Here is a 20,656-nt window from a genome sequence, read left to right on the forward strand (position 1 = left end):
CTTTATAAATCGACAAGACATCAGGTTCATATTTAAATGTCACAAATATAAAGAATAGTGCCAATCGAACGTGCTTACATTTTAGTTTTTTATAATTTTAAGCGCTGAACAAACAAAAGCTAGTTTTGCCTGAGGATCTTTATACTCATCATAGATGTGATTACCTATTTTTTATTAAAAGTAGGCAATGACATTCAATATTAGGAGTTAATTTTATCAATTTTCAAATCAAGGCTCTAGCTAAGACAAATTGTAAATAAAAACGCCCGAAGCTTCGGACGTTTCATTTCACTATTTTTTCTCCAGGACATTAAACAGCTGCAACCATTTGTTCAATACCACTTCATTTGTATATTCGGTAAGAACCTTTTCACGTCCTTTTAATCCCATCTCTTTTGCGAGATCTGGATTATTTAACAGCTTTATGATTTGATTTGCTAATGCTTTTTGATCCTTCTGAGGAACAATGTAGCCATCGATCCCATCACTTATCACGTCTCGAGGACCATAATTACAATCGTAACTGATAACAGGAGTTCCATTCATAAAAGATTCTGTGATAGAAAGACCAAAAGCCTCGTAATTAGAAGTCAGTAAAGTAATAAGTGAACTTCCCATTTCTTCTCTTACATTTTTGGCATAGCCTTTAATAAAGACATTCTGTTGCAGATTCAATTCAATAATCAATTGTTCCAATCTAGACTTCTCAGCCCCATGACCGAAAATTTCAAGTCTGGCATCCGGTACCTTTTTAATAACCCTCACAAATGCTTTAATTGCCTCATCAATAGCCTTTTGTTTATGATATCGCACAAACATGCTGACTTTTTTATTATCTTTTTTTATGTCCGGCAAATCTGTATATGGCATTGAATTAGGAATAATAAAAATGTTTCCATGTTCACCAAATTGCTTTTCTATATCTTTCTTTTGATCATTTGTAAGCACTACGAGCGCATCAAGTTTATCAATATTGCTTAGAAAATCAATATGATCCTGTTTTACTTTACTTCCGTATGTATACGGAGTTTCAAAATGATTGATGTGCACCATATAAATTCTATGAGCTAATTCTTTTTTCATCCCTCTGACTTTTCCGGAGCTTCCCGGTCCATCACAAATAAAAATTGGCTTTTCATTTTCTGCTGCAGCTATTTCATTTAACCAATATGTGTGAAATTCAGCATTATTTTTAAACATTAGAACCTTATTGCTATTTCTGTTAAAGAGAAAAACTTGCTGCTGTTTCTCTGTCTCGCTGTTATACCACCTTATCAGGTAACAGAACCCGTCAGGCGTATAGTACTTCTCATAATTCATTTTGTTATTAGAAGGATCAAAACTGATCTCTCTATGCTTATACTTATTTTTATGGAATTCTTCTCTTTTAATCCTTTGTCTATTCTCATTGAAAAAATCAATATGACTAAGATATCCATCCTCAGTCCATTTCTTATATTTCACATATGAACCTTGTTTAAAGTATCTGATGTACTGTTTTGTATCATATTCCGAATCCTGAATAAAATACCCTTCCTGTTCTGTTTTTGCTTCATCTTCGTAATAGGAAGGATCAACATTGCCTTCAGTATTCAAATCTCGATAGTAATCATTCACATTCAAAATATTAACGTCTGGATCTAATTTACCAATCTGTCTTAATTCAGATGTTATATTCTCATAGTAAGGATTATAATCAAAAGTAACTAAATCTGACTTATATCCATTATGTACAAGCATTTTTGACCGGTTTAGCATGGCGGTTGTCATACCGCCCTTGTTTACATCAATCGTATAAACTACCATAAAAACCGTTTTCATCCGTGCACCTCTTATTAGAATTGATATTCAAAATGAAATAGGTAACCCTCTAAAATATGTATACCCTATTTGTTCTATTTTAAACTTAGCATATGATTTGCTCAATATCATTTTTTTGTTTTCAACAATTTTAAGGTTACTTTAAGTTAACTTCCTTAGATAATAGACTAACTCTTGTTTAAAATTGGTTTTTCTTATATGATTAACGTGTTTAGAATAGATGAAAGTTGGGTATAGAAAGATAAGTCTATTTTATTATATCAGCTATGTGTAAACACTGCTGAATATAAAGCATAATACAAGGAAGGTGCTTTGAAATTGAAAAAAGTACGTAAAGCCATAATCCCTGCCGCAGGTCTCGGAACGAGATTCTTGCCGGCTACGAAAGCAATGCCGAAAGAAATGCTTCCTATCGTTGATAAACCTACCATTCAATACATAATTGAAGAAGCTGTTGAAGCCGGTATTGAAGATATTATTATCGTAACAGGAAAAAGCAAGCGTGCGATTGAGGATCATTTTGATTACTCTCCTGAGCTTGAAAGAAACCTAGAAGAAAAAGGAAAAACTGAGCTGCTTGAAAAAGTGAAAAAGGCTTCTAACCTGGCTGACATTCACTATATCCGCCAAAAAGAACCTAAAGGTCTCGGACATGCTGTCTGGTGCGCGCGCAACTTTATCGGCGATGAGCCGTTTGCGGTACTGCTTGGAGACGATATTGTTCAGGCTGAAACACCAGGATTGCGCCAATTAATGGATGAATATGAAAAAACACTCTCTTCTATTATCGGTGTTCAGCAGGTGCCTGAAGAAGAAACACACCGCTACGGCATTATTGACCCGCTGACAAGTGAAGGCCGCCGTTATCAGGTGAAAAACTTCGTTGAAAAACCGCCTAAAGGCACAGCACCTTCTAATCTTGCCATCTTAGGCCGTTACGTATTCACGCCTGAGATCTTCATGTATTTAGAAGAGCAGCAGGTTGGCGCCGGCGGAGAAATTCAGCTCACAGACGCCATTCAAAAACTGAATGAAATTCAAAGAGTGTTTGCTTACGACTTTGAAGGCAAGCGTTATGATGTTGGTGAAAAGCTCGGCTTTATCACAACAACTCTAGAATTTGCGATGCAGGATAAAGAGCTTCGCGATCAGCTCGTTCCATTTATGGAAGGTTTACTAAACAAAGAAGAAATCTAAACAAAAAGGCTATTGGACATTCATCCAATAGCCTTTTTTTATTTCAACATCAAAGTCAGTGTATGCTCTTCATTATCAACTGCAAAAACCTGATCAGCTGTATTCACAAGAAAACGCTTCTTGCTGCTGTCATACAATACATCGCTATCACTTAAGGATAGTGACGCCGGGGTGATAGGAGAAATGTTATGAAAAATAAGCTCTGTTGCTTTATCATTCTCCAACACATAGCTGATTTTTTCATAATCAAAATCTAACGTTTTTCTGCCGTCAGCCGTATCCCCTTCAGTATATCCATTCAACTTGGATTGAATGCTGGTTCTGCTGTCTCCCAGGAATTTCAGAAAGTATTCATAGGAAGAAGCTGCGTTTTGCGAGACATAAGACGTAAATGCAGCGGCATGCAATTCAGCATGTTTCATGTTAGCTGCAACAGCGCTCTTTTTCACATAATAAGAGTGCCCGTCAAATTTTATTTTCGCTGCTTGTTTGCCTTTTGCAGCTACCGTCACCTCTGTACCGAATGGCAGTGTAACGTCAGCCTTCTGTTTCAAACCCTGATCTTTATAAGCAGCGGCTTTTTCATTTGCTATAAACCCTTGCTTATTGACTGCAGTTAAGCGTTCCTCTGACTTGCCCTTTGCATTGCCATGATGGTTCTTCACTTCATTTTGCGGAATAGCACCAAACGAAGCAATTGTACGAAGCGGAGCATTAAAGAACATCGTTCCTGCCATGAATACAGTCAGGATAGACAAAATAGCAATTTGAACCGCATTAGCCAATGATTTCGGCTTTTTCTTCTTTTGGCGGAAACGGGCAAACGCTTCAGGATCTTCTTTCTTCCTCTCTTCCGTCTGCTCTTTTTTATATGTCTCTTTTTCTTTTTTAGACAGCTTATTAAACCAGTCAATAAACGCTTTATACTCTTTGACAACCGTTTTTGTTTCATCAAACATACGAAGCTCGCCATAGTGCATCCAAGCAACACGGTCACACATCTTTTCAATCTGACCGATTGAGTGGCTGACAAAGAAAATCGTTTTTCCTTGCTTTTTAAACTCATTTATTCTGTCTACACACTTCTGATAAAACGTTTGGTCCCCTACAGAAAGCGCTTCGTCAATAATTAAAATGTCAGGGTCAATATGCACGGAAATCGCAAAACCGAGACGCGATTTCATCCCGCTGGAATAGTTTTTAACCGGCTGATTAATAAAATCGCCAATCTCGGCAAATTCAACGATGCTGTCATACATATCATCAATTTCTTTATTGGTTAACCCCATCATCAAACACTTGAGCCGGACATTGTCCCGGCCCGTTAATTGGTTATTTAAACCGGCAGCAATCGCAATCAGCGACGGCTGGCCGTTCATTTCAATCTCACCGCTGGTCGGCGGAATAATTTTAGCCAGCAGGTTAGACATGGTCGATTTCCCTGACCCGTTTATTCCTACAAAGCCGATTGTCTCCCCTTCATACACGTCAAAGGAGACATTCCGCACAGCAAAAAAACCATTATCCTTAGCCGGAAAAAACAATCCTTTAATCTTGTCCGATTGTTTTTTATACAAATGATACTGCTTTGAAACATTTCGAAACGAAACTTTTAGTTTCATCGTACAATCTCCTTACGTATTAAAGAAAGTCAACAAACTTGTCTCTGAATTTCATATGCAGAATAGAACCTACTAACAATAAAAGGAATGTGAACAGCCAGAAATACAGCGTGTACTTCATGTCTTGGAAAAACCATTTTCCGTCTAAGAAGCTGTTCCTAAATCCTTCTATCAGATAAAAAATCGGATTCAGCTTAAGCACAGGCAGAAGATTCGGGTGATTTTTCCCGAGCTGCTCTGAGATATTCCAAAAAATCGGAAGTAAAAAGAACAATAATCTCGTTACGGCCTGCAGCAGAAATTGATAATCTCTGACAAGCACACTGATTGTAGAGTTAAACAAGCTAAATGAAAACATAAATGCAATCATGCAAATTAAATAGTAAATATATTGTATCCAATGCATGCTAGGATAAACGCCGCTTGCAAAAAGGACAATGACATAAATGCCCATCATTACAAAATAGCTAAATAAATTTGAAGCAATCACGACAGAAGGCAGTGAGCTGATCGGAAAATTCATTTTGGCTACCATATTGATTCGCTTAAATACACTGTTTGATCCATCAAGAATCGTCGGGCTTATAAAAAACCACGGAATCAATCCAGCCAGCATCCACACAATAAAAGGCACTTCTCCCGCCCCGGTTAAGACCGGTTTACTGTTGCGAATCCCCATACCAAATACAAACCAGTACGCCAGCATTTGAATCAGAGGATTTAAAAACTGCCATAACACACCAAGATAATTCATCTGATACTGAGACTTTGTCTCATACGAAGCTAAGCGCAAAATTAAAGGAAACGATGTCACTTGCTCTTTTACGATTCTTACTAATGCATTCATTGTTTATCTTCCTTAGACTTAAATGATTTTTTGGATCTTTCGGTTAAAGAAATTTGAAAGCACCGGTGAATATTGTAACAGATCTTGAGTTTTTTTTCACTTTTAAATAGAAGGGAGAAGTCCTTTTAAGGACTTCTCCCTTCTATTTAATTTATATCAACGTATTTTTTATTTTATGAGAAATTACAGTTCAATGTATATTTTATAAAAAAAGAAAGGAACAAGGTTAACTCAAATCCTTCTTTTAGAAATGCTAGCTTAAATCCGATATTTCTTTTTTTATTTTAGTACTCGAGATGCCTTCTGTTCTAGGAAGATAAATAACCTTGCAGTATTCATTTAAATAGTCAAATTTCCCTTTCCAGTCATCTCCAATAACAAACGTATCTACTCCGTATTTTTTTATATCTGTTATTTTTTGCTCCCAGCTTTTTTCTGGAATCACTAAATTCACAAAGTCGATTGTTTCTAAAATTAATTTTCTATGCTCATAAGAATGATGTGATTTTTTTTGTTTTTGCAAATTAAAATCGTCAGTAGATAAACCTACAATTAGGTAATCCCCTAAACATCTTGCTCTTTCAAGCAGCTTCATGTGTCCGTAGTGAAATAAATCAAATGTTCCATACGTTATCACTTTCTTCATTAGATAACATCACCTTCCAACCATTTTCAAAAGAGAATGACAGAAAAAAACACCAAAATTAACAAATTGTTTAAATTTCGATATGATTTTTACGCATGATTAATAATCAAGCAATAATAACATAAGTCTCTATAAAAGTTAAGGCACTTTTACAGTGAATTACTGCCATTAGGAGCAGCCATACGTATATTCACAAAAACTCTTGTTTTAACCACAATTTCAAGTGAAACCATTTTCATTATATTTACGTCAATTATTAAGCATGGTCTTCCATATTAATTTTCCGTCAAAACGTGAAGGAATTGTAATGTGAATGTTAAAAGTTCCTAAAGATTTTTGTGGTAAGATAGAGTAAAATGTTTTCAGACAAAGAGTCTTTAATCAAACTATACGAATGACACGTGTTTTTTATAGACATATAGATGAAAAGGAGGGTTGATACGATGCAAACGAAACCCATTAATCAATTAGATTTTGTAGACGGTGAACTGACTTCATTTGTATCACATTTAGAAACGTCATTTTTGGACCAGAATAAAGGTGCGTTCATCGTAACAGCGAATCCTGAAATCGGATTTGAAGCGATGCAAAATCCGCGTTATGAAGCGGTTCTTTCATCTGCTGATTTTATTTTGCCGGATGGCATTGGTGTTGTGTTGGTTTCCAAGCTAATTGGTAAGCCGCTTCAATCCAGAATCGCCGGTTATGATTTGTTTACGTCTTTGCTTGAGAAGGCTGATCAAAAGAAAAAACGGGTTTTCTTTTACGGTGCAGCTAAGCATGTGATTGCTCAGACAATCGAGCGAATCGAACGTGATTATCCTGGGATTGAAATTGCCGGATATTCTGACGGTTATGTGAAGAATCAACGTGAGGTAGCAGACAAAATCGCAGCAACAAATCCTGACATGGTATTTGTTGCTTTAGGTTATCCTAATCAGGAGTTCTTTATCCATAAATACCGACATCTATTCCCTCAGGCTGTTTCTGTAGGGCTGGGCGGAAGCTTTGATGTGTTCAGCGGCAATGTCAAAAGAGCGCCCTCATTTTTTATCCGTTTTCACCTTGAATGGATGTACAGGCTGATCACAAACCCTGCGCGCTGGAGAAGAATGCTTAGCATTCCTAAGTATGTTACAGCCGTGCTGAAACATGAACGGACTTCAGCAAAGCCGCAATATACGGGACAGGTCAAAGATCAATCACGCCATCTGTAATGGGCCTTAAAGGAGCTATGGTATGTAATGAAATGCATGAATCTTTCGCTGTGCCTGCCGACAATCCGCGGCAGCCGTTTTGAGCTGATGACAGATTGAAATCCTGGTTTGCGTTTTTTTACTATTTGTTCATCAAAGTCATCGGCGCATTGCTGTTTTGGGTCAAACCGGGAAGTCAAGTGACCCTTCTTGTTTCCTTTCCTGATAATGCCCGGGCAATATTAAAGGAATATCAGATGGGACACTACTCATTTCCCATTCATGTACTTCTGACCCAGCATGCCAAATCGCTGGAAACAGAATTTCCTGAGCTTACTGTTTCAGTTATTAACGAAAAACACCCGCTTCATATATATAAAGCGGTCTTTTCTATGCTGAGCAGTAAAGCTGTGATTGTTGATAACTATTTTGTTTTGACAACCGTTTTGACCTGCAGACCGGATATCGAGTGTATCCAAGTTTGGCATGCGAATGGAGCGTTTAAACGATTTGGGTTAAAGGATATCAACACTCAGAACCGTTCGCGTGCTGACGTAAGAAGGTTTCGCAAAGTGTATGCTTCATTTGACCGGATTGTCGTCGGTTCTGAACATATGGCAGACATTTTCAAGGAATTTTTCGATATAAAAGGTGATAAATTTCTTCGGTTTGGCGTGCCTTTAACCGATGCTTACTATGAAGTGCAGGAAAACAGCAATGACCTTAAAAACAAATATCATCTGCCGGCAGATAAAAAAATCATCCTGTATGCGCCAACTTTTAGGGATCATCAGTTTGAAAGCTTTTCGCTGCCGTTTTCAGAAAAACAGCTGCAGCATGATTTAAAAGGAGAATATTTACTTGCAGTAAAACTTCATCCTGTTATGAAGCAATCTGCTGAATTGCCTGGGGATAGTGCGTGGATAAAAGATGTTTCAGATCTCCCTCTTGCAGACCTTTTAAAAATGAGTGACCTGTTAATATCAGATTATTCTTCTGTCCCTTTTGAATTTGCTTTGCTGGACAAACCCATTTTGTTTTATACGTATGATATGGAGGCTTACAACAGAACCCGCGGTTTGATTCGGAATTACTCTGAGGTGATTCCGGGGGTGCCATGCTGTGATTCAAGAGCGCTTCTGGACCAGCTGAAAGTTATGGACAATCTGCAGTCTGAATTCGAGCGCTTTTCACGTGAGTGGAATCTGTACTCCAGAGGGAATGCCAGTAAACAGCTTTTAAGCTATATAAACGAGAAATCTATCTGATCTTCATATATAATAGAGATGGTATTGCAAATAATATGAAAACCTTTTATAAAACATTATGAGTTGTAGTAAGGAAGGAGTCATTTTATGATTTATGCTGAGATTCTAGCCGGTGGAAAAGGTTCCCGCATGGGGAACGTCAATATGCCAAAACAGTTTTTGCCGTTAAATAAACGCCCAATTATCATTCATACGATTGAAAAGTTTTTATTAAATGACCGTTTCGATAAGATTTTAATCGTCTCCCCTAAAGAGTGGATTAACCATACAAAAGACATTTTAAAGAAATTTATCGGGCAGGATGATCGCCTGATTGTCGTTGAAGGCGGCAGCGACCGTAATGAATCTATTATGAGCGGCATCCGCTATATTGAAAAAGAATTCGGTATTCAGGATGATGACGTGATCATCACTCACGATTCTGTGCGTCCGTTTCTCACTCATCGCATTATCGATGAAAACATTGATGCTGTTCTTCAATACGGCGCGGTTGATACTGTTATCTCAGCCATTGATACAATTATTGCTTCAGAAGACCAGGAATTTATTTCTGATATCCCTGTCCGCGACAACATGTATCAGGGGCAAACACCGCAAAGCTTCCGGATCAGCAAATTGGTCGAGCTTTATAATAAACTGTCCGATGAGCAAAAAGCTGTCCTTACTGACGCTTGCAAGATCTGCTCGTTAGCGGGCGAAAAAGTGAAGCTGGTCCGCGGTGAAGTCTTTAACATTAAAGTAACGACACCATATGACTTAAAAGTGGCTAATGCCATTTTACAGGAGCGAATTTCACAATGATTAATCAAACATATCGTTTAGTTTCTGCCCGACAATTTGAAGTGACATATAAAGATAAAGTTGTCCATTCAGATAAGGTCGTCGTCCGTCCTACCCATTTATCCATCTGTGCTGCAGACCAGCGTTATTATACTGGCTCACGCGGCAAAGAAGCGATGGACAAAAAGCTGCCGATGGCTCTGATCCATGAAGGGATCGGAAAAGTCATGTTTGATCCGACAGGCACATTTAAAGTCGGAACCCGGGTTGTTATGGTGCCAAATACACCGGTTGAAGAGCATGAAGTCATCGCGGAGAATTACCTGCGGTCCAGCAGATTCCGTTCAAGCGGTTATGATGGATTTATGCAGGATTATATGTTCATGGCGCCTGATCGGCTTGTTGAGCTTCCAGACAGCATTAATCCGCATGTCGCAGCCTTCACTGAGCTTATTACAATTGCAGTTCACGCGCTTTCCCGCTTTGAGCGCATGGCGCATAAGAAGCGTGACACATTCGGTGTCTGGGGGGACGGAAATCTCGGATTTATCATGACGCTTCTACTGAAGAAAAAATATCCAGACAGCAAGGTGTTTATTTTCGGAAAAACACCTTACAAGCTTGATCATTTTTCTTTTGTTGATGCAGCTTATCAAATTAACGACATTCCTGAAGATGTCAGAATTGATCATGCCTTTGAATGCGTGGGCGGACGCGGCAGCGAAAGCGCAATTGAGCAAATCATTGCCCATGTCCATCCTGAAGCGTGTGTAGCGCTCCTAGGCGTGTCTGAATACCCTGTTGAAATTGAAACAAGAATGGTGCTTGAAAAAGGGATTACGCTGATCGGCAGCAGCCGCAGCGGACGCGAGGATTTTGCCCGTACTGTAGACTTTTTAGCTCAATACCCTGAAGTCGTTGATTATTTAGAAACATTAGTTGGCGGACGCTTCCCGGTACGCAGTATTGAGGAAATTACAAACGCGTTTGAAGCAGATTTGACTTCATCTTGGGGAAAAACTGTTATTGAATGGGAAATTTAAACAGTGAAAACATTCCTTACACGAATTGTAAAAGGAGTATTCGGCACTGCTTATAAACTATTGAGCGCTTTATTACCAGTACAGCACAACAAAATTGTCATAGCTTCCTATCGTGAGGATCATTTAAGTGATAATTTTAAAGGTGTCTATGAAAAGCTGAAGCAAGATCCGTCTCTTCGCATCACCCTGCTGTTCCGCAAGATGGATAAGGGGCTGATTGGACGAGTTGCATATTTGCTTCACCTTTTCAGCTCGTTATATCACCTTGCAACATGCCGCGTGCTTTTGTTGGATGATTATTATTTTCCTTTGTATGTTGTGCCAAAACGAAAGGAAACTGTTGCCATCCAGCTTTGGCATGCTTGCGGCGCGTTTAAAAAATTTGGCTACAGCATTGTGAACAAGCCGTTCGGCCCTTCTTCTGATTATTTGAAGATTGTTCCCGTGCATTCAAACTATGATTATGCCATTGTCAGTGCACCCGCTGCCGTTCCGCATTTCGCCGAAGCCTTTCAAATGGAGCAAAAGCAGATTTTGCCGCTCGGCATTCCAAGAACGGATTATTTTTATCATAAGGAACATATTCGCACTGTACTGGATGAGTTTCATCGGGTTTATCCTGAACTGAAGCATAAAAAAAAGCTTTTGTACGCTCCTACTTTTCGAGGCAGCGGACATCATCAAGAGGGTGACGCTATACCGCTTGATCTGCTACAATTAAAATCGGCGCTAAGCCATAAAGATTATGTCGTGATCCTCCATCTTCATCCGTATATGCGCAAACATGCGCACACGGAAGAGGATGATTTTGTGCTGGATTTAACTGATTCGTACTCTTTGTACGATTTGATGGCAATCTCTGATGGGCTGATAACCGATTATTCTTCAGTTATTTTCGAGTACAGCCTGCTGAAACGTCCGATGTATTTTTACTGCCCGGATTTAGAAGACTACTTGGAAGAACGTGATTTCTACTACCCGTTTGAATCGTTTGTACCCGGGCCGATTTCGAAAGACGTTCCATCGCTTGTACACGATATCGAGAGTGATCACGAGGCTGATACGAAACGTATTGAAGATTTTTCACAGGCATTTATCACCCATCAGGACGGCAAATCTTCAGGGCGGGTGGCCGATTTTATTTCATCATTTTTAACATCTGGTGCCGATTAGGAGAAAGTGAGGTACAAAGTGAAGCTGGCAAGAAAGATTAAGAACAGACTTTTCAGATCAAAAAAGAAAACGCAAAAAGAAAATGCAGCTGTCATTGTCCATCCAGCTGATAACAGGGTTTTTTCTCTTTTTGATAAAACGAAGCGAATTGAAGAAAACCAGCAAGTCCCTGTCAGAAAGATTTCTGAGTTTTCTTGGAATGGGTCAATTCTAAAAATTGCGGGTTATATGTATATCAAGGGCCTGCCGCTTCAAAAAGAGGATCAGGTTCGAAAACGTTTATTATTGGTGAACAACGGTGTTTTATTTACAGCTGTTTCACTGCGGGATGTTCCGGTAGATAAGCTGTCAATTGATACTTCAAATGTGCCTGGAGCCTATAAGTGGGCAGGATTTTCACAGCAGATTAACTTTTCTAAGCTGATGAATGACAAACCTCTTCCGCAGGGCGAGTATAAGCTGTTTCTCGAGATTGAAGCTGTAGATGACCAAAATGTAAAACATCAGGAAGTGCATACAGTCGGAAATGTAAGTAATTTCCTTTCTAATGATGTGTATGCCACAAAAATGGAATTTCATTCTGCTAAAAAGCTGATGAAGTTCAATTTGATCGTTAATTATGATGAGGGCGAAAAGACGATTAATTTGTCTTGCAACAAACTGCAGGAAATTGATCCTAGCCTTTTGGAGCTGGATACTGGAAAAGAGGCAAACCGCTTTTTGCGCAAGCTGAATACAAGCTTATTCCATTTTGCTTATGATGTATTCCGCCTGCTTCCAATTAAGTCTAATAAAATTGTCTTTGCTTCTGACAGCCGGCTTGATATGACAGGAAACTTCGAATTTGTTTATGAAGAGCTGCTGAAACGTGAAGAAAATTTTGATTTCAAATTTTTCTTAAAGAGCAGCATTCGAGATAGAAAAAGCCTGTCTGAACTGATGTCTATGGCTTATCATTTTGCGACAAGCAAAATCATTTTTATAGATGATTTTTATCCGATTATTTATCCGTTAAAAATCCGTAAAAATGCGGACCTTGTCCAGCTGTGGCATGCTGTCGGCGCCTTTAAGACATTCGGCTACAGCCGAATAGGTCTGCCGGGAGGACCGTCACCGCATTCGAAAAACCATAGAAACTACACGAAGGTTATTGTCAGCTCTGAAAATATACGGAAGCACTACGCAGAGGGCTTTGGGGTAGACATTGAGAACGTCATTGCTACGGGCGTACCGCGAACAGACTTTTTCTTTGATGAAGCGAAGAAGGCATTTGTAAAAGAACGCCTTTATACGGAATATCCGTTTCTAAAGGACAAAAAGGTCATTCTTTTTGCTCCAACCTTCCGCGGAAACGGTCAGCAATCAGCTCATTATCCTTTTGAAGTGCTTGATTTTGACCGTCTGTATCGTGAGTTAAAGGATGAATATATCTTCTTATTCAAAATTCATCCATTCGTACGAAACGATGCCAATATTCCTTATCAGTACAGCGATTTCTTTTATGATTTCTCTTCGTTCAGGGAAATTAACGAGCTATTGCTCGTAACAGATATTCTGATAACGGATTACTCTTCTGTTTGCTTTGAGTATGCTTTATTAAATAAACCAATGATCTTCTTCAGCTATGATGTAGATGATTATATTCGCAAACGTGATTTCTATTACGATTACTTTGACTTTATTCCTGGCCCTCTTGCGAAAACGTCTGAGCAAATGATTTCGATCATTAAAGAAGAGAAGTATAACTTTGAACAAATTGATTCATTTGTTCATTATTTCTTCGATGATCTTGATGGAAAAGCAAGTGAGCGAGTCGTCGATCAAATTGTTTTCCCTCAGGAAGAAGAGCCATCAGAGGATAAAGTTCTTAAAAGATAAATCAAAAACACCTTTTGCAGCCGCAAAAGGTGTTTTTTTATTACCACTATATTGTTTACACGCTGTTTGTATAATGAAGAAAAAAATTCCTCATATAAATCAAGTAAGGAACACTTTTATTAAATGTGTTCCTTTTAGCTTGTTTCTCCCAAATTAATTAACTATTTGTTATAAAACACAGAGAACCAGCTTACAGTAATAGCAGTTAGAGATTCTATTCTAAGTAATCTTAACTTTGTACTGATCACTGTTTATGAACCAAACATTGCCTTATGAATAATTTCCATTGTTTTTTGTTTATTTAAGGGATTGTGGCCTAGTTCAGCGTCATAATATAAATGAAGCTCAATTTCTTTATCAGCTGTGAGGTGCGCCAAAGTTTTTTCACTCTTAATGGAATTAAGAAAAGGTATAAGTTGCGTTTCCACGTCAAAACTACAAGCATAATTTTGGTAATAGAAAATTTTAGGAACCTGTTTCAACTTTTGAAAAAATGCACATACATTTAATCTATACCGAAACTGCTTAATCACCTCATGTTTATCTTCATTAGGATAAAGAGTTTCAAATAGTCTGTCTACATGTGATTGATAGAATGTACATACATCAGTTTGTGGATTGTTAACGATAGCATTAGCCCTAAGAAAACTAGCGAGAATTAACGACATAAATCCTCCTGCTGAGCTACCATAAAAGAATATATCTTTCGTGTTAACCTTAATCTTATAAGCAAGTTCTCTTATTACATTTGTAATTGTGGCTAAATAGAAATGATTTTTTGTTCCTTGTCCCCATCCTATTGATAACTTCTGATTTATATAGAGTGTTGGATCATTAAAATAAACAACAGAATGGTTGAACTCTGTCATCCATGTATATCTTTGAAAGATTGGAGGTTTTAGTTTTACATTGTCATATGCTCCTGAGCTTAAAATGAGCAATTTATTTTGATTCAGCCTTATATTTATCAAAAACTCAAATGGCACTCCATCTTCAGTTGTAACACATAGTAAGTAGGGTTCTTCAATTCTTATTTTGTATTCCTTTAAATCGATAAATTTTATAGTCTCTTTCCTTAACTGATTTATTTCCAAACGAATCACCTTGCTTTTTTCATAATAAACAAAACCCAGAAACAATGTTTCTGGATTTTGAAACCTTTTATTTATATTTAGGAATATCATAATACAATGTATAGTTATCTAGCAGAGTATACAAACTATACATTCTATTAACTTGTTTGTAAGCCCAGCCAATATCTGTAGCATATTGATGGCTTACTGTTGGCTCCCATCTCATTTTATATAGTGTATCTTGGTGATAAGTTGCATTGTGAATATAGCTTGAGCCAATAAATTTTGCTCCGCCTAAAATTGCAGCTTCAGGTGTAAACCAGCCTTGATTATATGCATATTGAGCTCCCTTGGTTACTGCATCTCCATCGTAAGCGCCAATTCCATACATGTTATAAACCTTTTTGCCATTATACATCACGCCATTCGCTAACTCTGATGAACCATTTCCAGTTTCCAATAAAGAATGCGCTATGAGATATAATTCATTGATATTATTAGATTCAGCAGCTTTGATAAAGGATTCACCTTTACCTTCCAGAATTCCTTTTCCTTTCAGAATTTTATTGTTTACTTCTGTGGCTGTAAGTCCGGCATATTGTGATAACTTTAGAAACTGAAAGTAATACTTACTACTAATTGAAAAATTCTCTGGGTTAATATAGTAAGTGACTTCTTCCCGGCTGGCTTTTCGCCACCCCATATTTATCTTAGCCCAGTTTCCTTCCTTGCTAATTATAGTTACTTTATCACTTTTCTGGACTTGTCCTATTATATTATCACTTTTTACTTCAGGAGTTGATCTAACATTAAGATAATCAGCAGTTACTGTTGAAGTTGAAGTATTAATATATGAGAGTGAAACATATGCAGCTGAATCCGTTTGCGGATTTGCATTCATCTGCTTTGAAATCATATCGGAAAGTGTAAGATTGTAGTTGGTATTCATTATTTGAGGACCATCTTTAATCTTAACAACTTCAGCATTTAGACCATAAACATTGGATAATTTATTTACTGCTGATGTAGCATTTTCAATTCCTGTGAACTCTTCATTTAGGTTAATGATATAAGTATCTTTTGATAAATTACTATAAGTAGCCCATAAATTTTTACTTTTGAAAAAGTCTAGTCCTTTATTTAAGACAGCTTCTGAATTTATAACTTCAGATGTAATTCTATAACCTTTGATTGTTGTTTTTTGAGAAACAGCCCACCATTTATTGGACTCAAAAAAATTCAGCGCTTTTAGAAGTTTTGTTTCATCGCTAATTTTTTCAGTAGTAATTCTAAACTTATTTTCTCCCAGCTGATCTGTTTTTTGTTTGCTTGCCCACCATTTATTGGACTCAAAAAATGACAAACCTTTATCAATAATTTGGTCATCCAATATTGGTTCTGAAATCAAACGATAAGATTGGTTCTTTACCTCTTTCTTAACATACCACCAGTTCTTTTTTCCAAAAAAGGATTCAATGCCAGTTAATTCACTTTCAGTAATATTACTGATCACCAACCTGTATGATTCTGAGTCAGGTATTTTCTCATAAGAAGCCTCAATTCCAGTTTGACTTTTGGTTTCCGCCGCAGCCTTTTTAACATTATCTTCTGTAGAAAAACCGCCAGATAGTACAGTATAAGTGATCTTTGAATTACCTATAGGTTCATAACTTCCTTTAATGCTTGTTTCATTCTCAAACTTGCTTAAAACCTCTTTAATTCGCTGTTCACTTTGGAAACCGCCTGAAACAATTCGATAATAATATTGTTTCTCTCCGGTTGAAGTATAAGTCCCTTTTACTCCAGTTTGTGATTGTAGTATATCTAGTACTTGTTTTACTTTCGATTCACCAGTGAAGCCGCCAGTGGTAATTTGGTATATGGTTTGAACATTCCCATTCTCAGAATAACTTCCGTTTATTCCTGTATTCTGTTCAAAATCATTTAATACATCTTTTACTTTGTCTTCTCCGTAAAATCCGCCTGTTATTATTTTAAATGCTCTTGTTGTATTACCTGTCAGTTTATAATTAGCATCCCAACCGGTCTCGTTGTTTATTTTATTTGAAATTCCCTTGACTTTATCCTCACTAGTAAATTCATCTTTGATCGTTACTTTATATGTCGATGTGTCAGTATAAGCTAAAACTCTTTCTCCATAAAAACTCAATGTAAGAAAGAATAAAATAACGAAAGAAAAAAGGCATAAATATTTTCTCATTGAGTCAACATCCCCCCTATATTTTATAAATATCATTAATCCTTTTATACATTCAAAACAGCATTATTCAGGAAATTATGGATACTCCCTAAATTGATACATTCGCAGTCTTCTGGTACATTTCTTACAATGTTTCTTGTATCAAAAATCACTTTATTTGACATTCTGTTAGTATCTTCATCATTTATCGTTTTAAATAAGCTATGATCAGTTAAAATAAGAAATAAATCTGATCCCCCCAATGCCTCTGTTAAGTTTTGAGCATTTTCGGAATGGTTAACGTAAGGGTCATAAGCTCTGACCTCATATTTCTTCTCTGACTTTAACATTTCTAAAATTTCTAATGCTGGACTTTCACGTAAATCATCAATATCTCCTTTATAAGCCAATCCTCCAATTGTAATGGTACGGCCATTAACCATTTCCATTATTTCTCTAACTTTCTCCACTATGTAGATAGGCATTGATGAGTTAATTGAACGAGATCGACTTATTAAATCTGCCGTTTCCGGAGCTTTTGCAACAATAAAATATGGGTCAACAGCCAGACAGTGTCCACCTACACCTGGACCTGGACTATGGATATTAACCCTTGGATGCATATTAGCCATTTCAATGACATCCAAAGCATTGATATGTAAATCATTACATATCTTTGTAAGTTCATTTGCAAGAGCGATATTTACATCCCTATACGTATTCTCCATTAACTTGGACATTTCTGCAGTCTTTGCATCTGTTTTGACTATTTTACTTTTTACAAAAGTTCTATATACTTTTTCTCCAGCTTCACTGCAAGAAGGAGTTATGCCCCCAACAATTCTCATATTATTAGCAAGTTCATGGAATATGTTCCCAGGCATTACCCGCTCTGGACAATGCACTAGGTATATGTCTTCACCGATGGTGAACCCATTTTGCTCTAATAGAGGCTGAACATAATCCTCTATACTTCTTGGGGCAATGGTTGATTCAACTATAATAGTGCTTCCTTTTCGAATATAAGGAATAATATTATCTACTGCTTGTAATACATAAGTTAAATCACAAGACATATTGTCATTAATGTTATTAGGAGTTGGTACAGCAATAATAAAAGCATCTGCTGGTTCAGGAACGAGTTGGGCTTTGAAATTTCCATTTGCTAAAGCTTCATCTAGAAATTCTTGTAATCCTGGTTCTTCTAAGTGTGCTTCACCATTATTTAGACTATCTACTACATGCGGTTGTACATCAACACCTATTACATCCACTCCATATTTAGCAAACATTACCGATGTTGGAAGGCCGATATAACCTAGGCCAATTACACAAACTTTCATTTATTTTGAACCTCCTATATTAAATAGTAATTGGTTTTTTATAATCTTTACACATTGAATGTACAGTTGAATTCCTCAACAAATCATCTGCTGTGATATTCCATGTATGGCTATTTCGATTTGCACGTCTGACTAAACAGAAGTTCCAACTGTCATTAGAATATATAATATTTCCATTCTCCTTTGCTCTTTTAAGGAAATCTGAATCTTCTCCTCTATTTTTATCTGAAAATCCACCCAGAGAAACAAAAACTTCTTTTTTAAATACTAAAGTTGCCCCAGAGATAAAATCAGAATATCTTTCCGCACCTGATCCAACCGTTTTTAGAATAAGCAGTTCTCTCTCTTCTAGGTATACATAATGTGCGCTCTTCCCTACAATATCGGCCCCTGAGTATTCCATTGAATGCAACATATCTTCCAAGTAGTGAGGTGCATAGTAGTCATCATCATCAAATTTAGCTATAATTTCTCCCGTAGAACGCTGGACTGCTTTATTTAAACAGTGACCTAAGGACACATTTTCATCAACTTGAAGTATTGTAACCGGGAAATGAAGACTTGAAAATTTTTGTTTCCATTCCTCTGCATCCATTGAATTTTTATTTAGAATAATAATTAACTCAAGGTTTTGATAAGTTTGATGGCGAGCATTGTTATAAAGATTCTCCATATATTCAGTACGCTGAGTTGAAGAGATAATAGAGATCCTAGGTTTTTCTAACAAATTAATATCTATACCAATATGATCACAAATCTCTTGCAATCTATTTTTATAAGTGTGGGAATTTAAAACAAGTCGGTGCCCTTTCTTTTCATACATTTCACGATAAACAGGATTATATAGGAATGTTTTTAAAATGTTAACTGTTTCTTCTTTAGAACAAGCAACAGGGACAAGGTCTCCAAAATATTCCTGCACCCCTTTAGAAGGTCCGGAAATAACCATAGTTTTACTTGCCAAGAGTTCAAAAACTCTTCTTGCAAACATGTGTTTACTGTTTTGTACTGAATTTACATTTACAAACATATTGTAATTTTTATATGCTACATTCATTTGACTGTAGTTTAAAGAACCCACAATATGTCGCTGATATTCCTCTGGCCAAGTGTTGTTCACCTTTTTTGCCGCAGGGACATTATAGTAACGGTCATATATATCAATCCCAAAATCGAGCGCGGGCTTTATTATTTCTTCAATATCTCTTTTTCTAGATTCATGTTTATTATTGTAGTAAGAGCCAGCAAAAGCTATTCCACCTAAGTGATGCAGGTTTTTATTAATTGGATTATGAATTCTCGGCTGAGCAGCAAATGGCAAAATTCCTACGTTATTAATTGAAGAGGTTTCTTTAAATTTCTTTACAGTGTTTTCATCTGCAGTCATAACATAATCAAAATAACTGGCAGCTGTTTTGAAAAACTCGAAATTCTCATAACCTTCTTTATCCCAGAAGACCGTTTTTATGTTTTTGCTCTTGCAGTATTCCGTTAGCTTCTTTAATGCTGTTCGGTGTTTGTTTTTATGTAAATTTGCAACTTCATATTGCCAATGTCCTTGATTTCCCTGCCAGCATGATTCTACAAATACAAAATGAGGATTAAATTCAAGAATCTCATTATCCCAATCTGTGTTTGACAGCCTCAAAATTTCGGCATCATGCTTAAAACATTCATAACTGAACTCATCAAGTATAGCAGCAATCCTCAATTCTTTTTTTTCATTTTTATAATTCTGTGTTTCTGCTTCTATTGAATCAATAAATTGCTGTATTTTTGAAGCCTTAGATATAGTTATAGAGCGGTTAACACCAATATTTTTTGATGCGATTTGTTCTTTAAATACTTGTTTGATTTTCAGTTTATTTAATTGAAGATATCCTTTGCCTTCAAGCCTTAATGCAAAACGATAACTCGTGGTATTTTCGGGTACATCTGCACTGATTTTATCAAAAGGGGCTTCAAAGATTTTGGTACTATACAATTCATTATTTTTATAAAAAGCGATATAAATTTGACCCTTAACAGAACCACTCAAAGTTATAAAAGGATCAATGATAATACGATCTCCTGTTAACTTATAAATCTCTTTATTAGAAGGTATTGAAAAGTTTGTTGTTCTTTCAAAGAGGGAGAGATACACTTTTTCAGCATCAACTTCTAGAGTTTGTTTATTGTATTCGGCTAAAATTCTCATCGGGGTATCGAAAAAAAAGTCATCAAATCCTGTTATACTAACTTCCTTTTCTTTTAATCCAATTAATATTTCTTTTTCTCGTCTAACTTTCTCAAGTTGCTTAGACAAAAGTGTTTTTATGTCTTTGCTTTGTTTCATTTATTTCTTCTCCTTCTCTTCCACATCCAAACTGTTAATCTTCCAAGTTTTGATTCTTTTAAATTATTATATCTAGCTTCTATATACTCCTTTTCCCTAATTAATTCTTGGCACAATGTAATTAAATCTTCTTGCACTTCTAAGCTTTTATGATATTTAATCTTCAGATCATTATACTTATCGGCAAGTTCTTGATTCTTTTGATTTTTTTTTATTTGCATTTTGTTCTCCTTA

General features: G+C 36.6%; 16 protein-coding genes. 7 read left to right on the forward strand and 9 right to left on the reverse strand.

Annotation, left to right across the window (positions count from 1 at the left end; genetic code table 11):
* Positions 1–291: 291 nt before the first annotated feature.
* Complete coding sequence (locus NYE20_RS19425; RefSeq protein ID WP_072173448.1) at positions 292–1,821, reverse strand: glycosyltransferase; 1,530 nt, start codon at positions 1,819–1,821, stop codon at positions 292–294.
* A gap of 318 nt (positions 1,822–2,139) precedes the next feature.
* On the opposite strand from NYE20_RS19425, the gene galU reads away from it, so the two are divergent.
* The gene (gene galU, locus NYE20_RS19430; RefSeq protein WP_003227944.1) at positions 2,140–3,018 is read left to right on the forward strand and encodes a UTP--glucose-1-phosphate uridylyltransferase GalU; all 879 of its coding nucleotides are present in this window, start codon (positions 2,140–2,142) and stop codon (positions 3,016–3,018) included.
* A gap of 38 nt (positions 3,019–3,056) precedes the next feature.
* Here the strand turns inward: galU and tagH are convergent, their stop codons facing one another.
* The 3 genes from tagH to tagD all read right to left on the reverse strand — a co-directional run bounded on the left by tagH (position 3,057) and on the right by tagD (position 6,133).
* A complete protein-coding gene (gene tagH, locus NYE20_RS19435; protein ID WP_038829885.1) occupies positions 3,057–4,640 on the reverse strand; it encodes a teichoic acids export ABC transporter ATP-binding subunit TagH in 1,584 nt (527 codons plus the stop codon).
* Positions 4,641–4,659: 19 nt separating this feature from the next.
* Positions 4,660–5,487 (reverse strand): teichoic acids export ABC transporter permease subunit TagG, encoded by an 828-nt coding sequence (tagG, locus tag NYE20_RS19440; RefSeq protein ID WP_072173446.1) that lies wholly within the window; start codon positions 5,485–5,487, stop codon positions 4,660–4,662.
* Positions 5,488–5,740: 253 nt separating this feature from the next.
* Positions 5,741–6,133 (reverse strand): glycerol-3-phosphate cytidylyltransferase, encoded by a 393-nt coding sequence (gene tagD / locus NYE20_RS19445; protein ID WP_072173445.1) that lies wholly within the window; start codon positions 6,131–6,133, stop codon positions 5,741–5,743.
* A 443-nt stretch (positions 6,134–6,576) separates the two neighbouring features.
* Here tagD and NYE20_RS19450 point away from each other — a divergent pair, with 443 nt between their 5' ends.
* The 6 genes from NYE20_RS19450 to NYE20_RS19475 all read left to right on the forward strand — a co-directional run bounded on the left by NYE20_RS19450 (position 6,577) and on the right by NYE20_RS19475 (position 13,471).
* A complete protein-coding gene (locus NYE20_RS19450) occupies positions 6,577–7,350 on the forward strand; it encodes a WecB/TagA/CpsF family glycosyltransferase (RefSeq protein WP_072173444.1) in 774 nt (257 codons plus the stop codon).
* A gap of 95 nt (positions 7,351–7,445) precedes the next feature.
* Complete coding sequence (locus NYE20_RS19455; RefSeq protein WP_072173443.1) at positions 7,446–8,597, forward strand: CDP-glycerol glycerophosphotransferase family protein; 1,152 nt, start codon at positions 7,446–7,448, stop codon at positions 8,595–8,597.
* An 87-nt stretch (positions 8,598–8,684) separates the two neighbouring features.
* Positions 8,685–9,398, forward strand: coding sequence for a 2-C-methyl-D-erythritol 4-phosphate cytidylyltransferase (locus NYE20_RS19460; protein ID WP_072173442.1), 714 nt, complete (start codon positions 8,685–8,687; stop codon positions 9,396–9,398).
* A complete protein-coding gene (locus NYE20_RS19465; RefSeq protein WP_003235523.1) occupies positions 9,395–10,420 on the forward strand; it encodes a ribitol-5-phosphate dehydrogenase in 1,026 nt (341 codons plus the stop codon). The genes NYE20_RS19460 and NYE20_RS19465 overlap by 4 nt, the downstream gene beginning before the upstream one ends.
* Positions 10,421–10,423: 3 nt before the next feature.
* Complete coding sequence (locus NYE20_RS19470; RefSeq protein ID WP_161621178.1) at positions 10,424–11,593, forward strand: CDP-glycerol glycerophosphotransferase family protein; 1,170 nt, start codon at positions 10,424–10,426, stop codon at positions 11,591–11,593.
* Positions 11,594–11,611: 18 nt separating this feature from the next.
* Positions 11,612–13,471 (forward strand): CDP-glycerol glycerophosphotransferase family protein, encoded by a 1,860-nt coding sequence (locus tag NYE20_RS19475; protein ID WP_015384814.1) that lies wholly within the window; start codon positions 11,612–11,614, stop codon positions 13,469–13,471.
* Positions 13,472–13,722: 251 nt separating this feature from the next.
* Here NYE20_RS19475 and NYE20_RS19480 read toward each other — a convergent pair whose 3' ends face one another.
* The 5 genes from NYE20_RS19480 to NYE20_RS19500 all read right to left on the reverse strand — a co-directional run bounded on the left by NYE20_RS19480 (position 13,723) and on the right by NYE20_RS19500 (position 20,643).
* The gene (locus NYE20_RS19480; RefSeq protein ID WP_080375504.1) at positions 13,723–14,565 is read right to left on the reverse strand and encodes a hypothetical protein; all 843 of its coding nucleotides are present in this window, start codon (positions 14,563–14,565) and stop codon (positions 13,723–13,725) included.
* A gap of 67 nt (positions 14,566–14,632) precedes the next feature.
* Positions 14,633–16,765 (reverse strand): N-acetylglucosaminidase, encoded by a 2,133-nt coding sequence (locus NYE20_RS19485; protein ID WP_128740774.1) that lies wholly within the window; start codon positions 16,763–16,765, stop codon positions 14,633–14,635.
* Positions 16,766–16,809: 44 nt separating this feature from the next.
* Positions 16,810–18,087, reverse strand: a complete 1,278-nt coding sequence (locus NYE20_RS19490; protein ID WP_072173440.1) for a nucleotide sugar dehydrogenase — start codon at positions 18,085–18,087, stop codon at positions 16,810–16,812.
* A 19-nt stretch (positions 18,088–18,106) separates the two neighbouring features.
* Positions 18,107–20,422, reverse strand: a complete 2,316-nt coding sequence (locus NYE20_RS19495; RefSeq protein ID WP_072173439.1) for a glycosyltransferase — start codon at positions 20,420–20,422, stop codon at positions 18,107–18,109.
* Complete coding sequence (locus NYE20_RS19500) at positions 20,419–20,643, reverse strand: hypothetical protein (protein WP_072173438.1); 225 nt, start codon at positions 20,641–20,643, stop codon at positions 20,419–20,421. The genes NYE20_RS19495 and NYE20_RS19500 overlap by 4 nt, the downstream gene beginning before the upstream one ends.
* Positions 20,644–20,656 lie beyond the last annotated feature (13 nt).

This window comes from Bacillus sp. FSL R5-0416, from assembly GCF_037975425.1.
GTDB classification, from domain to species: domain Bacteria; phylum Bacillota; class Bacilli; order Bacillales; family Bacillaceae; genus Bacillus; species Bacillus subtilis.

Excerpts from the sequence above, each read along its gene's own strand:
- NYE20_RS19450 (WP_072173444.1), top strand. The coding sequence starts at position 6,577 with ATGCAAACGAAACCCATTAATCAATTAGATTTTGTAGACGGTGAACTG.
- tagG (WP_072173446.1), bottom strand. The coding sequence starts at position 5,487 with ATGAATGCATTAGTAAGAATCGTAAAAGAGCAAGTGACATCGTTTCCT.
- NYE20_RS19460 (WP_072173442.1), top strand. The coding sequence starts at position 8,685 with ATGATTTATGCTGAGATTCTAGCCGGTGGAAAAGGTTCCCGCATGGGG.
- NYE20_RS19495 (WP_072173439.1), bottom strand. The coding sequence starts at position 20,422 with ATGAAACAAAGCAAAGACATAAAAACACTTTTGTCTAAGCAACTTGAG.
- tagD (WP_072173445.1), bottom strand. The coding sequence starts at position 6,133 with ATGAAGAAAGTGATAACGTATGGAACATTTGATTTATTTCACTACGGA.
- NYE20_RS19485 (WP_128740774.1), bottom strand. The coding sequence starts at position 16,765 with ATGAGAAAATATTTATGCCTTTTTTCTTTCGTTATTTTATTCTTTCTT.
- NYE20_RS19490 (WP_072173440.1), bottom strand. The coding sequence starts at position 18,087 with ATGAAAGTTTGTGTAATTGGCCTAGGTTATATCGGCCTTCCAACATCG.
- NYE20_RS19500 (WP_072173438.1), bottom strand. The coding sequence starts at position 20,643 with ATGCAAATAAAAAAAAATCAAAAGAATCAAGAACTTGCCGATAAGTAT.
- tagH (WP_038829885.1), bottom strand. The coding sequence starts at position 4,640 with ATGAAACTAAAAGTTTCGTTTCGAAATGTTTCAAAGCAGTATCATTTG.
- NYE20_RS19465 (WP_003235523.1), top strand. The coding sequence starts at position 9,395 with ATGATTAATCAAACATATCGTTTAGTTTCTGCCCGACAATTTGAAGTG.
- NYE20_RS19425 (WP_072173448.1), bottom strand. The coding sequence starts at position 1,821 with ATGAAAACGGTTTTTATGGTAGTTTATACGATTGATGTAAACAAGGGC.